Origin of the sequence: Bradyrhizobium sp. SUTN9-2, from assembly GCF_003122645.1 — a bacterium.
Taxonomy (GTDB): Bacteria; Pseudomonadota; Alphaproteobacteria; order Rhizobiales; family Xanthobacteraceae; genus Bradyrhizobium; species Bradyrhizobium yuanmingense.
The window spans coordinates 4,208,767-4,222,293 of sequence record NZ_LAXE01000001.1 but is presented as its reverse complement, the minus strand read 5'-3'; the positions used below and the strand labels follow the sequence as shown (position 1 = coordinate 4,222,293).

13 protein-coding genes are annotated in these 13,527 nt (G+C 64.3%); 4 read left to right on the top strand and 9 right to left on the bottom strand.

Annotation, left to right across the window (positions count from 1 at the left end):
- Positions 1 to 72 precede the first annotated feature (72 nt).
- Positions 73 to 846: a helix-turn-helix transcriptional regulator gene (locus tag XF30_RS19655; protein ID WP_109143604.1), complete on the bottom strand. Its 774-nt coding sequence runs from the start codon at positions 844 to 846 to the stop codon at positions 73 to 75.
- Between the two features lie 111 nt (positions 847 to 957).
- On the opposite strand from XF30_RS19655, the gene XF30_RS19650 reads away from it, so the two are divergent.
- A complete protein-coding gene (locus tag XF30_RS19650; RefSeq protein ID WP_192893193.1) occupies positions 958 to 2,037 on the top strand; it encodes a zinc-binding dehydrogenase in 1,080 nt (359 codons plus the stop codon).
- A gap of 92 nt (positions 2,038 to 2,129) precedes the next feature.
- On the opposite strand, the gene XF30_RS19645 is transcribed toward XF30_RS19650, so the two are convergent.
- The 8 genes from XF30_RS19645 to XF30_RS19610 form a co-directional block, all read right to left on the bottom strand.
- A complete protein-coding gene (locus XF30_RS19645; protein ID WP_109143602.1) occupies positions 2,130 to 2,834 on the bottom strand; it encodes an ABC transporter ATP-binding protein in 705 nt (234 codons plus the stop codon).
- 7 nt (positions 2,835 to 2,841) lie between these two features.
- Positions 2,842 to 4,122: a lipoprotein-releasing ABC transporter permease subunit gene (locus XF30_RS19640; RefSeq protein ID WP_036010095.1), complete on the bottom strand. Its 1,281-nt coding sequence runs from the start codon at positions 4,120 to 4,122 to the stop codon at positions 2,842 to 2,844.
- Positions 4,123 to 4,212: 90 nt separating this feature from the next.
- The gene (proS, locus tag XF30_RS19635; RefSeq protein WP_109143601.1) at positions 4,213 to 5,532 is read right to left on the bottom strand and encodes a proline--tRNA ligase; all 1,320 of its coding nucleotides are present in this window, start codon (positions 5,530 to 5,532) and stop codon (positions 4,213 to 4,215) included.
- 164 nt (positions 5,533 to 5,696) lie between these two features.
- On the bottom strand, positions 5,697 to 7,259 hold the full coding sequence (locus XF30_RS19630) for a copper resistance CopC/CopD family protein (RefSeq protein ID WP_109143600.1): 1,563 nt from the start codon (positions 7,257 to 7,259) through the stop codon (positions 5,697 to 5,699).
- Positions 7,259 to 7,777 carry a YcnI family protein gene (locus XF30_RS19625; RefSeq protein ID WP_036010104.1) on the bottom strand — a complete coding sequence of 173 codons (519 nt, stop codon included), beginning with the start codon at positions 7,775 to 7,777 and terminating at the stop codon, positions 7,259 to 7,261. Before XF30_RS19625 ends, XF30_RS19630 begins: the two co-directional genes overlap by 1 nt.
- A gap of 29 nt (positions 7,778 to 7,806) precedes the next feature.
- Complete coding sequence (locus XF30_RS19620; RefSeq protein WP_109143599.1) at positions 7,807 to 8,340, bottom strand: copper chaperone PCu(A)C; 534 nt, start codon at positions 8,338 to 8,340, stop codon at positions 7,807 to 7,809.
- 68 nt (positions 8,341 to 8,408) lie between these two features.
- On the bottom strand, positions 8,409 to 10,619 hold the full coding sequence (locus tag XF30_RS19615) for a TonB-dependent receptor domain-containing protein (RefSeq protein WP_109145780.1): 2,211 nt from the start codon (positions 10,617 to 10,619) through the stop codon (positions 8,409 to 8,411).
- Between the two features lie 85 nt (positions 10,620 to 10,704).
- Positions 10,705 to 11,079 carry a DUF2946 family protein gene (locus XF30_RS19610; RefSeq protein WP_192893192.1) on the bottom strand — a complete coding sequence of 125 codons (375 nt, stop codon included), beginning with the start codon at positions 11,077 to 11,079 and terminating at the stop codon, positions 10,705 to 10,707.
- Between the two features lie 478 nt (positions 11,080 to 11,557).
- Between XF30_RS19610 and XF30_RS19605 the strand changes: the two genes are divergently transcribed.
- From XF30_RS19605 to XF30_RS19595, 3 genes are all read left to right on the top strand, one after another.
- Positions 11,558 to 11,962 carry a globin gene (locus XF30_RS19605; RefSeq protein WP_109143597.1) on the top strand — a complete coding sequence of 135 codons (405 nt, stop codon included), beginning with the start codon at positions 11,558 to 11,560 and terminating at the stop codon, positions 11,960 to 11,962.
- Positions 11,963 to 12,104: 142 nt separating this feature from the next.
- The gene (locus tag XF30_RS19600; RefSeq protein WP_036010114.1) at positions 12,105 to 13,124 is read left to right on the top strand and encodes a sugar ABC transporter substrate-binding protein; all 1,020 of its coding nucleotides are present in this window, start codon (positions 12,105 to 12,107) and stop codon (positions 13,122 to 13,124) included.
- A gap of 15 nt (positions 13,125 to 13,139) precedes the next feature.
- A partial coding sequence (locus tag XF30_RS19595; protein ID WP_146207800.1) for an ATP-binding cassette domain-containing protein occupies positions 13,140 to 13,527 on the top strand: 388 nt, incomplete at its 3' end.

Sequence of the window (13,527 nt, the reverse complement as noted above, 5' to 3'; positions counted from 1 at the left end):
GCAAGGGGGGTGCTCCGGATGCTGCTTAGCCGACGTGGCGTGATGCGGCGGAAGCGCGCTCTCAAAGGCGGCTTAGACCGGCGTATAGATCACGAGCTTCAACGCGGGATCGTCATTGGCCTGGAAGCTGGTGTGCTCGAAGTGCAGCACGCCCTTGGTCGGATGGTTCATGGTCTTGCGGCCCGAGATGGTGCTGCGAACGTCGTGCGCCTCCCACCATTCGACGAATTCCGGACTGCTCTCGCGCAGCCGCGTCAGCAGCTCCGTGAAGGCGGGATCGCCGGCCCAGACGTCGTGATTGGCGCGAAACATCGCCACCATCGCCTTGGCTACGTCGGTCCAGCCGGCGCCATAGGATTTTCGCGTCTGCTTGTTCGTCAACATAAGAAGCAGCGTGTTGCGATCCTGCTCCGGCAATCGCCCGAACCCGAACACCTCCTCGGCCGCATCGTTCCAGGCCAGCACGTCCCAGCGCCGGCCGGTGATGTAGGCCGGCTGATGCAGGCTCTCGATCATGCGACGAATGGGCGGAGGCACGATCTCGCGGGTGAAGGGGCTCCTTGCGGGCTCGCGCGCCAGCGCCTTGAGGTGGGCGTGCTCGGCCTTGCTGAGACGGAGGGCCCGGGCCAGCGCATCCACGGTGGTCACGGACGGGCTGACCGTGCGGCCCTGCTCGAGACGGATGTACCAGTCGACGCCGATGCCGGCGAGCTGCGCAACCTCCTCGCGGCGCAGCCCCGCGGTGCGCCGGCGCCGGCCCACCGGAAGCCCGACCGCCTTCGGCGACAGCTTTTCGCGGCGGGACCTCAGGAAGTCCCCGAATTCAACGCGGCGTGGATCGACCATGGCGGGTGTCCCGGCGATGGAGGGCCTATGAAATACTAGGATAATACCAGGCCTTGCTGACTTCCGCCAGGGCAGCGCATACGGACTTCACCCGACCTCGAGGTGAACATCATGAAAGCTGCCGTACTCAAATCCTTCGGCTCGCCGCTGGCGATCGAGACTGTCCCCGAACCGGTGCTCGGCACCGGCGAGGTCATCGTCGACGTCGTCGCGACGCGCGTGCTGTCCTACATGAACGAGGTCTTCGACGGGACGCGCAACTACGCGCTCGACCTGCCAATCATTCCAGGCCCAGGCGGCATCGGCCGCGTGCGCGCGATCGGTCCGGACGCGACCAGGCTTGCCGTCGGCAACTGGGTGTTCTGCGATCCGACAGTGCGCTCGCGCGATGACGCCGCGGCGCCGGATATCGCCCTGCAGGGCCTGACCGCCGCGGGACCCGGCGGCATGCGCCTGCAACAGCACTTTCGCCACGGCTCCTTCGCCGAGCAGATGCGGGTGCCGACCGAGAACGTCAAACCCCTCGGCCCGATCACGTCCGAGCAGGCGACACAATGGTGCGCGCTGGGCACGCTGCTGGTGCCCTATGGCGGCTTCCTTGCGGCAAACCTTCGCCCGGGCGAGACCGTGCTGGTGAGCGGCGCCACCGGCAATTTCGGCAGCGCCGCCGTCTCCGTCGCGCTGGCGATGGGCGCAGCCTGCGTGGTCGCGCCGGGCCGCAACGAACGGATCCTCGCCGACCTCGTCCGCCGCTTCGGGGCGCGGGTGAAGCCGGTCAAGCTCTCGGGTGACGAGGACGACGACCGTGAGACGATGAAGCGCGCCGCACCGGGGCCGATCGACTGCGTCTTCGACATCATGCCGCCCTCGGTGAGCCCGACTGTCGTGCGCGCGGCAGTCATGACGGTCCGCGCTTACGGACGCGTCGTGCTGATGGGTGGCGTCGGCATGGCGGGCGGGCCGGGCCTCGAGCTGCCCTACCCCTGGATCATGCGCAACTGCATCAGCATCCACGGCGTCTGGATGTATCCGCCCGATGCGGCCAGCCGCCTGATCGCACTGGTGCGTGCCGGGCTGCTGCGGCTGGAAGAGTACGAGACAGAGACCTTCGATCTCGACCACGCCAACGAAGCCGTGGCGCATGCTGCCGCCAATGGCGGACCGTTCAAATTGACGGTGATCAGGCCCTGAATTGTGAGGCGGCGACGGACCGCCGTCTTCGATTTTTTTCGGAAGTCTCACCAAGCACTTGGCTACTGTGCATGGGGTTGTTTTCGAGCTCTTTAGTCGAGCTCGACCACCTGGCCGTTCGACAGCGAGACGCGCCGGTCCATGCGGCCGGCGAGCTCCATGTTGTGGGTCGCGATCAGCATCGACACGCGCGTCGCCTTGACCAGCTGCATCAAGGCCTGGAACACGTGCTCGGCGGTGCCGGGGTCGAGATTGCCGGTCGGCTCGTCCGCAAACAGCACGCGCGGCGCGTTGGCTACTGCACGGGCGATGGCGACGCGCTGCTGCTCGCCGCCGGACAACTCAGCCGGACGATGGGTGATGCGGTCGCCGAGGCCGAGATAGCCGAGGATCTCCTTGGCACGCTTGACGGTCTCGGACTTCTTCAGGCCGCGGATCATCTGCGGCAGCATGACGTTCTCGAGCGCCGAGAACTCCGGCAGCAGCCGGTGCGACTGGTAGACGAAGCCGATATCGGTGCGGCGCAGCTGGGTGCGCTCGATGTCGGGCAGTTGCGAAGTCGGTGCGCCCGAGACATAGACCTCGCCGGAATCGGGGGCTTCCAGCAGCCCCGCGATGTGCAGCAGCGTCGACTTGCCCGAGCCCGACGGCGCCACCAGGGCGACGGACTGGCCGGCCCACAGCGCCAGCTTGGCGCCGTCGAGGATCGTCAGCGGCACCTCGCCCTGCAAGTACTGCCGCTTTATCTCGTGGAGATAAATGACCGGTACATCTTCTGCCCCCTGCTGCTGCTCCATCAGTCCCTCACTCGTACCGGAGCGCTTCGACGGGATCGAGGCGCGCGGCGCGCCACGACGGATAGAGCGTCGCCAGGAACGACAGCGTCAGCGCCATGATGACGACGGCCGTGGTCTCGCCGACGTCGATCTCGGCGGGCAGTTTCGACAGGAAGTAGAGCTCCGGCGAGAACAGCTCGGTCGAGGTCAGCCAGGAGAGGAATTGCCGGATCGATTCGATGTTGACGCAGATCACGAGGCCGACGCAGAAGCCGACCAGCGTGCCGACCACGCCGATCGAAGCGCCCGTGATCAGGAATATCCGCATGATCGATCCCTGCGAGGCGCCCATGGTGCGCAGGATCGCGATGTCGCTGCCCTTGTCCTTCACCAGCATGATCAGGCCGGAGACGATGTTGAGCGCGGCAACCAGCACGATCATGGTCAGGATCAGGAACATCACGTTGCGTTCGACCTGGAGCGCGTTGAAGAAGGTCGAGTTGCGCTGCCGCCAATCGACCAGGAAGATCGGCCGGCCCGCCGCCTCCGTCACCGCCTTGCGGAAGGCGTCGATCCTGTCGGGGTTGGTCGTGAACACCTCGATCGAGGTGACGTCGTTGCTGCGGTTGAAATAGGCCTGCGCCTCGGCAAGCGGCATGAACACGAAGCCGAGATCGTATTCGGACATACCGATCTCGAACACCGCGACGATCTTGTACGGTTTTATGCGCGGCGTCGTTCCCATGGGCGTCACTGCGCCCTTCGGCGCCACCAGCGTGATGCTGTCGCCGGCATGCAGCGAAAGCTGATCGGCGAGGCGCCGGCCGATCGCAACGCCCTGCCCTTCGTCAAACCCCTCGAGCGAGCCCTGCTTGATGTTCTTGGCGATCGAGGTGAGGTTGTTGAGATCGTCGGAGCGGATGCCGCGCACCAGGACGCCCGAGGCGTTCCAAGGCGATGACGCCAGCGCCTGACCGTCAACCACCGGCGCCGCGAGCCGGATGCCCTCGACCTGGCTGAGGCGGTCGGCAACGTCCTTCCAGTCGGTCAGCGGCGATTCCAGGGGCTGGACCAGGATGTGGCCGTTGAGGCCCAGGATCTTATCGAGCAGCTCCTTGCGGAAGCCGTTCATCACGGCCATGACGATGATCAGCGTCGCAACGCCGAGCATGATGCCGAGAAAGGAGAACCCGGCGATGACCGAGATGAATCCCTCTTTCCGCCGCGCCCGCAAATAGCGCGCCGACAGCATCCACTCGAAGGGCGCGAAAGGCGCGGTTTGCACGGTTTCGGTCATGGTCTCATCCATCGCTCGATAATCCCATGATTCGGGGTCAATTGTGGCCGGATTGGCGGCCGCGATATCGCGCGATGAACAATATTCAGCCGATCAGCCTTCTCAGCCCACAAGTCTTGCAACCGCGTCGGCAGGCGACATGGTCTCGCGCGTGCCGTCGCTGCGCCGCTTGATCTCGACCTTGCCGTCGGCGAGCCCCTTCGGCCCGATCATGATCTGCCAGGGGATGCCGATCAGGTCGGCGGCGGCGAATTTGGCACCGGCGCGTTGATCGGTGTCGTCATAGAGCACGTCGACGCCCTTGGCCGTGAGCTCGGCATAGAGCTTCTCGCAGGCCGCATCGACGGCCGCATCGCCCTGCTTCAGGTTGAGGATCGAGACGCGGAACGGTGCCACCGCTTCCGGCCATTTGATGCCGGCATCGTCATGGCAAGCCTCGATGATGGCACCCAGCAGGCGCGAGACGCCGACACCGTACGAGCCGCCATGGATCGGCACGTCGACACCATCAGGCCCCGCCACGAGCGCCTTCATCGGCTCGGAATATTTGGTGCCGAAATAGAAGATCTGGCCGACCTCGATGCCGCGGGTGTTCACCCGCTTGTCCACGGGCACCTCCTGCTCGAACCGCGCGGCATCGTGGACGTCTTCGGTCGCCGCATAGAGCGAGGTCCATTGCTTGATGATCGGCGTCAGGTCGCTCTCATAATCCACGTCCTCGCCCGGCACCGGCAGGTCCAGCACATCGCGATTGATGAACACGCCGGATTCGCCGGTCTCGGCGAGCACGATGAACTCGTGGCTGAGATCGCCGCCGATCGGGCCGGTCTCGGCGCGCATCGGGATCGCCTTCAGCCCCATCCGCGCGAAGGTGCGCAAGTATGCGACGAACATCTTGTTGTAGGCGACGCGCGCCGCGGCCTCGTTGAGGTCGAAGGAATAGGCATCCTTCATCAGGAACTCGCGGCCGCGCATTACGCCGAAACGCGGACGCTGCTCGTCGCGGAATTTCCATTGGATATGATAGAGATTGAGCGGCAGGTTCTTGTAGGACTTCACATAGGCGCGGAAGATCTCGGTGATCATTTCCTCGTTGGTCGGTCCGTACAGCAGCTCGCGCTTGTGGCGGTCGGCGATGCGCAGCATCTCCGGGCCGTAGGCGTCGTAGCGGCCGCTCTCGCGCCAGAGGTCGGCGAGCTGGAGCGTCGGCATCAAGACCTCGATCGCGCCGGAGCGATTCTGCTCCTCGCGCACAATCTGCTCGATCTTCTTCAGCACGCGAAAGCCGAGCGGCAGCCAGGCATAGATGCCCGCCGCCTCCTGCCGGATCATGCCGGCACGCAGCATCAGCCGATGCGAGACGATCTCCGCCTCTTTCGGATTTTCCTTCAGGATGGGCAGAAAGAACCGCGACAACCGCATGGTAATACTCTGGGAATCAGTGATCGCCTGCAGTGAAACCGGATTGGGAGCGAAAACACAAGACGGGAATGAGGAAAAGCCGCAAACGTTTCGAAATACCTGTCATTTTTCCGTTGCCTTCAGGTTTGACTTCAGGAGCACCGTGCTCAGCAAAGCCGGTGAGCCTAGGGCGGTGGCACTTCGAGTTCGTCCGCCAGCGTGATCTTCTCGAAATCGCTCACGAGCGCCTCGATGCGCACACGCCAGCGGCCGGCGAAGGGCAGCTCGACCTTGCGCACGTGCCAGTAGCCATCCGGTCCGAGCAAGGCGTCCCGCTCCATCGGCTCGATGCCGCGCTCGGGCAGGCTGAGGGTCAACGTCACCTCTTTGGCCGCCAGGGGCGTCCCCTCGCCGGTCATGAGCTGGAGCACGAAATCGTCCTTGCCGACCTTTCCAGGCGACACCAGCACCTGGAACATCGCCTTGTCGCCGTGGATGTGGATCGCCAAAGGCGTCTCCGGAATGATCGTTCGCGGCGGCGGCGTGAAGCGCCAGCCGGCGACGACGACGAAGATGGCGAGGGCGATCACGCATTCGAGGAGGATCGAGCGCTTGAGGATGGCTTGGGCTCCACGATCGCGGGCGAGTGCCGGAGTGAGGCGGAAGCGGTTGAGCGCCGCAAGTGCGAGCAGCATGAGAACCAGGCCGAGCTTGATCGAGAGGATGAGGCCATAGCGGGTCTCGACCAACGCCGAAAATTTTTCGAGCTGAACAATCGCAAGGGCGAGGCCCGTCAATGCCAGCACGCCGACCGCCGGCATGGCGATGCCCGAGAAGCGCTTCACGACGGCGAGTGTTGCCGGCGTCGGCTTCGACAGCAATGCCGCCAGGGGAGCAAGAGCGCCGATCCACAGCGCAACGCACAGGCCGTGAAGAAACATCGCCGGTCGCATCATCATTCGAGGCGGCGCCGTTGCGGCATGCCCGCTCATGGCGAGCGACAGGCCCACACCGACCATGGCCATGATCGCAAGAGCACGCGAAGACCATGCGCTGCGGAGCGCCAGCGAAGCGAACAGCATCGCGGCGGCAGCAACTAGAAACGCGCGGCCGGCACTGGTTGCCACCGCGACCTTCCAAGGCGCGGCCGTCGCGAGCGCCGCCGGCGGCAGGCCGAGGAGATCGAGACCCAGCGCACCGAGCGACACCACCGCGCTGGAAAGGCCGACCGCGAGCGCCATGCGCGGCACGGTCATGCCGACCAGAGACCATGATATCCAGCGCGCAAACCACACACCGCCGACGCCTATTAACAGACCGAGATAGAGGCCAACGCGCGCCAGCCAGATCAGCGCGGCCAACCAATGGTCAGTACTCGCGGACGGCTTCGTCTCCGACGGCATGCCGACTGAAAACATCACCGATCCCACGATCGGATGGCCATCCTGCGAGACCACGCGATAGCTGACGACCGCGGTCCCCTCAGGCAGATCCGCCGGCATCTGGATCGAAATCGTGTCGCCGGACGCACTGACGCGCGTCTCGTCCCGCGCCCTGCCCGTCCCGTCGATCAGCCGGATCGCGCCCGGCGTTACCGGTTCGTTGAACCGCAGCTCCACCACCTTGGGCGCGGTCGCGAGCGTGCTGCCGCTCGCCGGCTCGACCGAGATCAGCGCCGCATGCGCGAGCGCACCGCTCGCGAAGCCCGCAGCGAAGAGCAGCGTCGCGAGCGCTGCGAGGAGGCGCATCAGGGTTTCGGCAGGAGCTTGACGCCAGGCGCCGGCGACTTGCCCTCATGCGAATGGCTTGACCCCTCGGTTGGGATCTCGATCCAGCGACGAACGCCGGTCTCGCATTCCTGAACCACTGGGAAGTACAAGGTCGTGTTCGCCTTCAGCTTGTCGGTCAGCACCGTCTGCATGATGAACTCGTCATAGTTCTTGTCCGCCAGCTTACCGCCGGACCACGCCACCTCCTTGACGCCGGACGAGAGCTTGTTGCCGTGATAGTCGTATTCCCCCGCATATTTGCCCTCGACGACGTCGATGGTCCAGCCGGCCTTCGGCATCGGCTTCACCGCGATGACCCCTTCCGGAATCTGCACGCGGAGCTTCACCGTCGGCGAGCCCGCGCAGCCATGCGGCACGGTGAACACCGCCTTGTAGGACGCGCCGATTGTGGCGTGCTTGGTCTCGAGAGAGACATGCGCCGCCACTGGTGATGCGGCGACCGCGGCAATCAGAATCAGGCAGCATCGCTTCGACATATTCGGTCTCCCGAGAGTCCAGAACAGTCTCATTTCATCTTCATTCCCGAATGATCCGGCATTTTCTTCATGTCCATGTGACCCGAGTGCCCCCCACCGCCCGGTGCTTGCGCGCCGACGCCCTGGACGTCGAGGGCAACGGTGACCTTTCCGGCCTTCTCGAACTGAAGCGTCACCGGCACCTTGTCGCCCTGCTTGAACGGCCCCTTCAGCTCCTGAAGCATCAAATGATTGCCGCCGGGGGCGAGCTTCACGGTCTTGCCGGGCTCGATCGCCAGTCCCTTGTCGAGCGCGCGCATCTTCATCACGCCGTTGTCCATGGCCATCTCGTGAATCTCGGCCTTGCCTGCGATATCGGCGGACACGCTGACCAGCCTGTCGGCGGCGCTCCCCTTGTTTTCGATGGTCAGATAGCCGCCGGCGACCTTGGCGCCGCCCGGCGTCGCCCGGCTCCAGGCCTGCGAGATGACGAGATCGCCGGCCTTGACGTCCTCGGCTGCGACCCTCGCGCTGGTGCCGAGCAGCATGGCGACGGCGAGAAGTGATAGATTGATCCTGTTCATTTGGTTCCCTCGGCTTTGATCTGATCGAGCACGGTCGGTCTTGGTGGTTTCGGCAGCCTCAGTGCGCTTTACCATCGATACCTCATTCCGGTGTAGACCGCCCGGCCCGCACCTGGCTCGAACAACGCCGACGTCGCGGTGGCGCGATCGATGATACTGACGCTTGCAATGTAGGTCCTGTTGGTGAGGTTTCGACCCTCGATATAGGCGGAGAACGGCCCGCCATTGTCGAAGCCCGCTTTCAATCCGAGCAGTGCATACGGCTCGGTCGTCAACGTGTTCATACTGTCGACAAAATAGGCCTGCGGCACCCATTCGACGTTCGGACCAGCATAGAACCCGGTCGGATGCTTATAGAGCAACTCGGCGCGCAAATAGTGACGCGGCGCGCCGGGCAGCTGGTTGTTGCCGAACGCCGTGTCGCTGTCGAAGCGAAAATCGCTGTAAGTATAAGCGAGGTTGAGCCACACCTTGTCGGGCGCGCCTCCTGTCACGAAGATATCGCGGAAGATTGCTGCCCCTGCCCCCGCCTCGACGCCCTGGTGGAAGGTTCGGTCGGCATTGGTCACGTTGCAATTGCCGAACGCGCTGTACAGGCACAGCAGCTCATCGCGGATATCGGCGCGATAGGCGGTCAACTCCCACGAATAGTCGGGCCGTCGCATGCGCGTCCCGATCTCGTAGGTCGTCGCAATCTGCGGGCGGGTGCTGGTGAACGGAATCGTCGGAATGCCAGGACCGCGCGCGCTCTCGCCGAAGCTCGGCACTTCGGCGCTCCGCGAAACATGGGCGAAGGCCTGCCACGTCGGGTCGATCTGCCACAGCAGGCCCGCCTTCGGCGACCACAGATCAAAGCGGGTTGCTCCCGACTGGTCGCCGTCGCTGAGAAACCGGTCCTGCCGATTGCGGGTCGCATGCAGGAATTGCGTGCCGGCGATCGCGGCGACATTCGGCAGAAAGTAGAAGCTGTCCTCAACGTAAACCGAGGTGTTCTCCGAGCGATCGATCGACGACGACAGCAATGCCCCCTTCTGTCCGGCAATGTTGGCGAACTGCTGGTTGTCGATCCTGCCGTTCAACAGGTTGACGCCCGCAACCAGCCTGTTGCGGTAACCGCCGATGATGCGGTCGTCCGTAACCTTCGCGAAGCCGCCATAATCCTTGTAGCGATAATCGAGCCACTGGAAGATCGGATGCATGAGGTGCCGGTCGACGCCGAAAGCGCCGAACTCCAACCTGGTGTCGTCGAATCGGATCGTCGTCTTGTTTGCCAGCCTGATCGTGTCGATGTTGCGCTGCTGGTCCAGCGCAACGTTCGCCGGAGCCGCGGCCTCCGGATTGGTCAAGGCAGACGCCTTGGTGACGGTTCCTGGAATGCGCTGCCGCACCTCGTTGGCGTTGAGATAGAATCGCGTCTCGAAATCCGGCGAGAACTGGTAGCCAACATTGCCGCTCACGCGGTTGCCCGAGCCGAAGCTGTGATCGCGGAAGCCGTCCGTCGCCTGCGTCGATGCGGTGACGAAACCATCCCACGGCCCGTTGGCGCCTCCTGCATTGGCCTGCAGTCGCCTGAAGCCGAAGGCTCCCACGTCGAGCGAGACTCCATTCGGAAATCGGTCGCGTCCCGATGGCGTCACGAAGTTGACGGCGCCTCCCAGCGAATTGGCTCCGAACTGCAGCGCGTTCGCGCCCTTGTACACCTCGACGTATTTGTAGGCGGTCGGGTCGATCTCCTGGAAATCGCCGTAGCCGTCCGCCGTATTGATCGGGATGCCGTCCATGTAAAGCTGCACGCCGCGCAGATGGAAATTGCGCGACAGGCCGGATCCGCGGATCGAAAGCCGGGTGTCGTCGCCCCATTTCGGCTGCGCAAACACGCCGGGAACGTAGTCCAGGACATCCTTGATCGTGCTGGCGGGAGTCGAATTCCGGTAGGCCTCCGCTGCGACCAGCGCTACGCCGCCCGGCGTCTGGTTGATCTCGCTCAGTGCCTGCTGGGCGGTGAGAACCGCCAGGGCACCAGGGCCAGGGGTCCCTTCGGAAGCTGCCGTCGGTTGCGGACGCGCAGTTGCGGGCGCGTGGGCCCGCGTTGATCGCGCGGGCGTTCGCTGTGCGCGGGCTGGTGAGGCCCGTTTCTCCCGCGGCGCGTCGACTGTGACGGGAGGAAGCTCGCGTCGGTTTTCCTCCGCGATTGCGTTGGATGGCACAACGAGGGCAGAAGCTGAGGCAAGCAGAATTTTGCGTGCGGAAAGCAGTCGAAAGAAGCCTGTACGAGGCATGAGGTCATTCCTGATGCCGGCAGAGAGCCGGTGCATAGCGATCCCGGCACGGCCGAAGCCGGCGCGGAGCTGAAGGTTTCGCGGATCAGGAAATGCGAGGGGGAGCGCGCGCCCAAGCGCTCGAACCGTCGATGGCGGCGAGGACGGGCGCGTTCGCCACGTGCCAGACGATGCGGGCGATGGGGCGGACGGGAGTTGAGAACGCCGCATGGGGCGGCGCGTCAAGCGAAGCGTCAGCGTGCGCGAGGCAACAAAGCGCACATGCGCCAGCTTTTGCGGCCGGTGTCCCGGTCTCATCAACCGGGCCGCCCTGCTCACTTGTGCTATGGCAGATGACGCCTGCAGAGAACGGATCGGCCGCAGCCTGGCCGGCCGCGAGACAGGCGGCGATCGGCGCCAGCACCTGCATCGCCAGGGCGAGCAGGACCAGAGGCAGAAATTTTTGCAGGCGTGCGCGCATCCGCCGGACCATTCGTTCGTGCGCTAACTAATCACTCGGGCGCAGCCGAGTCGAGGCCAGTTCCGCCGCCCGCTTGGTCCCGCGCAAATTGCTCGAAAGCTGTGGCCGGACCGCCCTACACCCGAGCCCGGCCGGTATCTGAGGCAAACCTGCCCGGCCATCCACAAATTTCTTATATCTGTCATATGTTTAGGTAGGCAGAAGCCCGAACGTTTCGTCAGCTGCTCCTATTTTGAACATTCGTTGCCGAAAATGATGACAAGTGAGAAAAGTTGATCTAGCATCCCTCTTGCTCAGGCGCTGACCGCGAGGTCGAGGCCTGGTGGTCCAAGTCTCGGGAGGAGCCCCTGGCGCGCAAAACGCAGCGTCGCCCCGTCAATCAAGATCAAATCTTAAGATCGGGGATAATAGGGTCGACACAATTTTTGAGCGGGGCCAGGGCCCCGCTCTTTTTTTTGCCCGCGGCGCTGAACCGTCGATGAACGCGGCCTCTCTTCTCATCGAAAACAGCTTCGAACGTGCGGCCTCGCGCTGCGCCGACCTCACGCCGTTCGTCTATCGACGTCTGTTCGACCTCCATCCGGAAACGCAGGCGATGTTCCGCACGGACGGCGGTGACCTCGTGAAGGGGACGATGCTGGCGCTGACGATCGAGGCGATTCTCGACTTCGCCGGCGAGCGCCGCGGGCATTTCCGGCTAATCGCGTGCGAGGTCGCCTCGCACGACGCCTATGGCACGCCGCGCGAGCTGTTCAACGCGTTCTTCGCCGTCATCAGGGATGCGCTCCGCGATCTGCTCGGCGATGAATGGACGCCCGAGATCGCGCAGTCCTGGGATACATTGCTCGCCGAGATCGACGCATTCGCCGCCGCGGCCATCTGACGCTTTGCGCTGCACCAACGCGCGGGCTGCGACGACACTGCGGCTGAATGCAGATTGAGTGCGAACAACTCTTGTGAGAGACTTTCGGAGATCGGTAGCGCTACCAATGACGCGCCGACGACAAAATATATGGGAGCGAGCGATGTCCGGGACGAAAGATTTCTCGACGACCAGGCGCGATCTTCTTCAGGCGGCTGCGGCCGCCGGCGCCGGAGCTGCCATCCTCGGCAGCATGGGCATAAACCCCGCACTGGCCGCAGTCGGACGCAGCGAGAAGCCGTTGAAGGCGGCGTTCTCCAACGCCGGCCTCCAGGCCACCTGGTGCGCGCAAGGCAAGCAGGCGGCGGAATTCTGGGGCAAGCTGTTCAATGTCGAGGTGACCTGGTTCGACGGGCAGCTCGATGCGGTGAAGCAGCGCGCGGCGATCGACAACATGGCCTCGCAGAAATGGGACTTCGTCGCGATCCAGGCCTTCGGCATCGGCACCCTCACCCAGCCGGTGCAGAAGATGATCGATGCCGGCACGCCTGTGATCGACATGGACACGCTGATCGCGCCGCTCGATCAGATCAACGTCCATTCCTTCCTCGCTCCCGACAACGAGTTCATGGGCGCTTCGGTGACACAGGCGCTGTGCAACGCCATGGGCGGCAAGGGCAAGATCATCATGACGCAGGGCGCGCTCGGCCACACCGGTGCGCAGGGCCGCGCCAAGGGCTTCAACTCGGTCGTCAAGCAATTCCCGGGCATCGAAGTGCTGGACACCCAGCCGGCCGATTGGGACGTCTCGAAGACCGCCCGTCTCTGGGAGACCTATCTGACCAAATACCCGCAGATCGATGCGGCCTTCTTCCACAATGACGACATGGCGCTGGCCGCCGCCAACATCATGAAGGCGCGCAATCGCACCAACATCCTGATCGGCGGGGTCGACGCCATGCCGCCGGCGATCCAGGCGGTCAGCGAAGGCCGCATGTTCGCGACCGTCCGCAATCCGTCCTGCCGCATCCATGGCGGCGCGATCGTCGCGGGCGTCTCCGCCGTGGTCGGCGGCGAGAAGAGCGGACAAGGCATCCCGAAGAACGTCGTCACCGACGGTCCGGTTGTAACCAAGGCCAACGCCGCCGGAATGCAGTGGATGCAGGATCACTTCCTGATCTGAGCGTCCAGATCTTTCATGAGCGTGGGACAACAGCCCATCTTGGAACTGCAGGGCATCACGAAGAGCTTCGGCGGCGTCGAAGCGCTTCGTGGTGTCGACTTCGCGCTCTATCCCGGCGAGATCCATGGTCTCGTCGGCGAGAACGGCGCCGGCAAGAGCACGCTGATGAAGATCATCGCCGGCGTGCACACCGAGTTCTCCGGCCGCTTCCTGGTCGACGGCCAGGAGATGCATTTTCGCTCGGCGCGCGATGCGCACGCCGCCGGCATCGCCATGGTGCACCAGGAGCTCAGCGTCGCGCCCGACCTGACGGTCGCGGAGAACGTCTTCCTCGGCAACCAGCCGACCAACGCCTTCGGCCTCGTGCAATGGCGGCGGATGGCGCGCGAGGCGGGCGAGCAGC

What these genes read in the sequence shown, in the direction of transcription:
- XF30_RS19655 (WP_109143604.1), bottom strand. Translation starts at nt 846, where the DNA reads ATGGTCGATCCACGCCGCGTTGAATTCGGGGACTTCCTGAGGTCCCGC.
- XF30_RS19650 (WP_192893193.1), top strand. Translation starts at nt 958, where the DNA reads ATGAAAGCTGCCGTACTCAAATCCTTCGGCTCGCCGCTGGCGATCGAG.
- XF30_RS19645 (WP_109143602.1), bottom strand. Translation starts at nt 2,834, where the DNA reads ATGGAGCAGCAGCAGGGGGCAGAAGATGTACCGGTCATTTATCTCCAC.
- XF30_RS19640 (WP_036010095.1), bottom strand. Translation starts at nt 4,122, where the DNA reads ATGGATGAGACCATGACCGAAACCGTGCAAACCGCGCCTTTCGCGCCC.
- proS (WP_109143601.1), bottom strand. Translation starts at nt 5,532, where the DNA reads ATGCGGTTGTCGCGGTTCTTTCTGCCCATCCTGAAGGAAAATCCGAAA.
- XF30_RS19630 (WP_109143600.1), bottom strand. Translation starts at nt 7,259, where the DNA reads ATGCGCCTCCTCGCAGCGCTCGCGACGCTGCTCTTCGCTGCGGGCTTC.
- XF30_RS19625 (WP_036010104.1), bottom strand. Translation starts at nt 7,777, where the DNA reads ATGTCGAAGCGATGCTGCCTGATTCTGATTGCCGCGGTCGCCGCATCA.
- XF30_RS19620 (WP_109143599.1), bottom strand. Translation starts at nt 8,340, where the DNA reads ATGAACAGGATCAATCTATCACTTCTCGCCGTCGCCATGCTGCTCGGC.
- XF30_RS19615 (WP_109145780.1), bottom strand. Translation starts at nt 10,619, where the DNA reads ATGCCTCGTACAGGCTTCTTTCGACTGCTTTCCGCACGCAAAATTCTG.
- XF30_RS19610 (WP_192893192.1), bottom strand. Translation starts at nt 11,079, where the DNA reads ATGCGCGCACGCCTGCAAAAATTTCTGCCTCTGGTCCTGCTCGCCCTG.
- XF30_RS19605 (WP_109143597.1), top strand. Translation starts at nt 11,558, where the DNA reads ATGAACGCGGCCTCTCTTCTCATCGAAAACAGCTTCGAACGTGCGGCC.
- XF30_RS19600 (WP_036010114.1), top strand. Translation starts at nt 12,105, where the DNA reads ATGTCCGGGACGAAAGATTTCTCGACGACCAGGCGCGATCTTCTTCAG.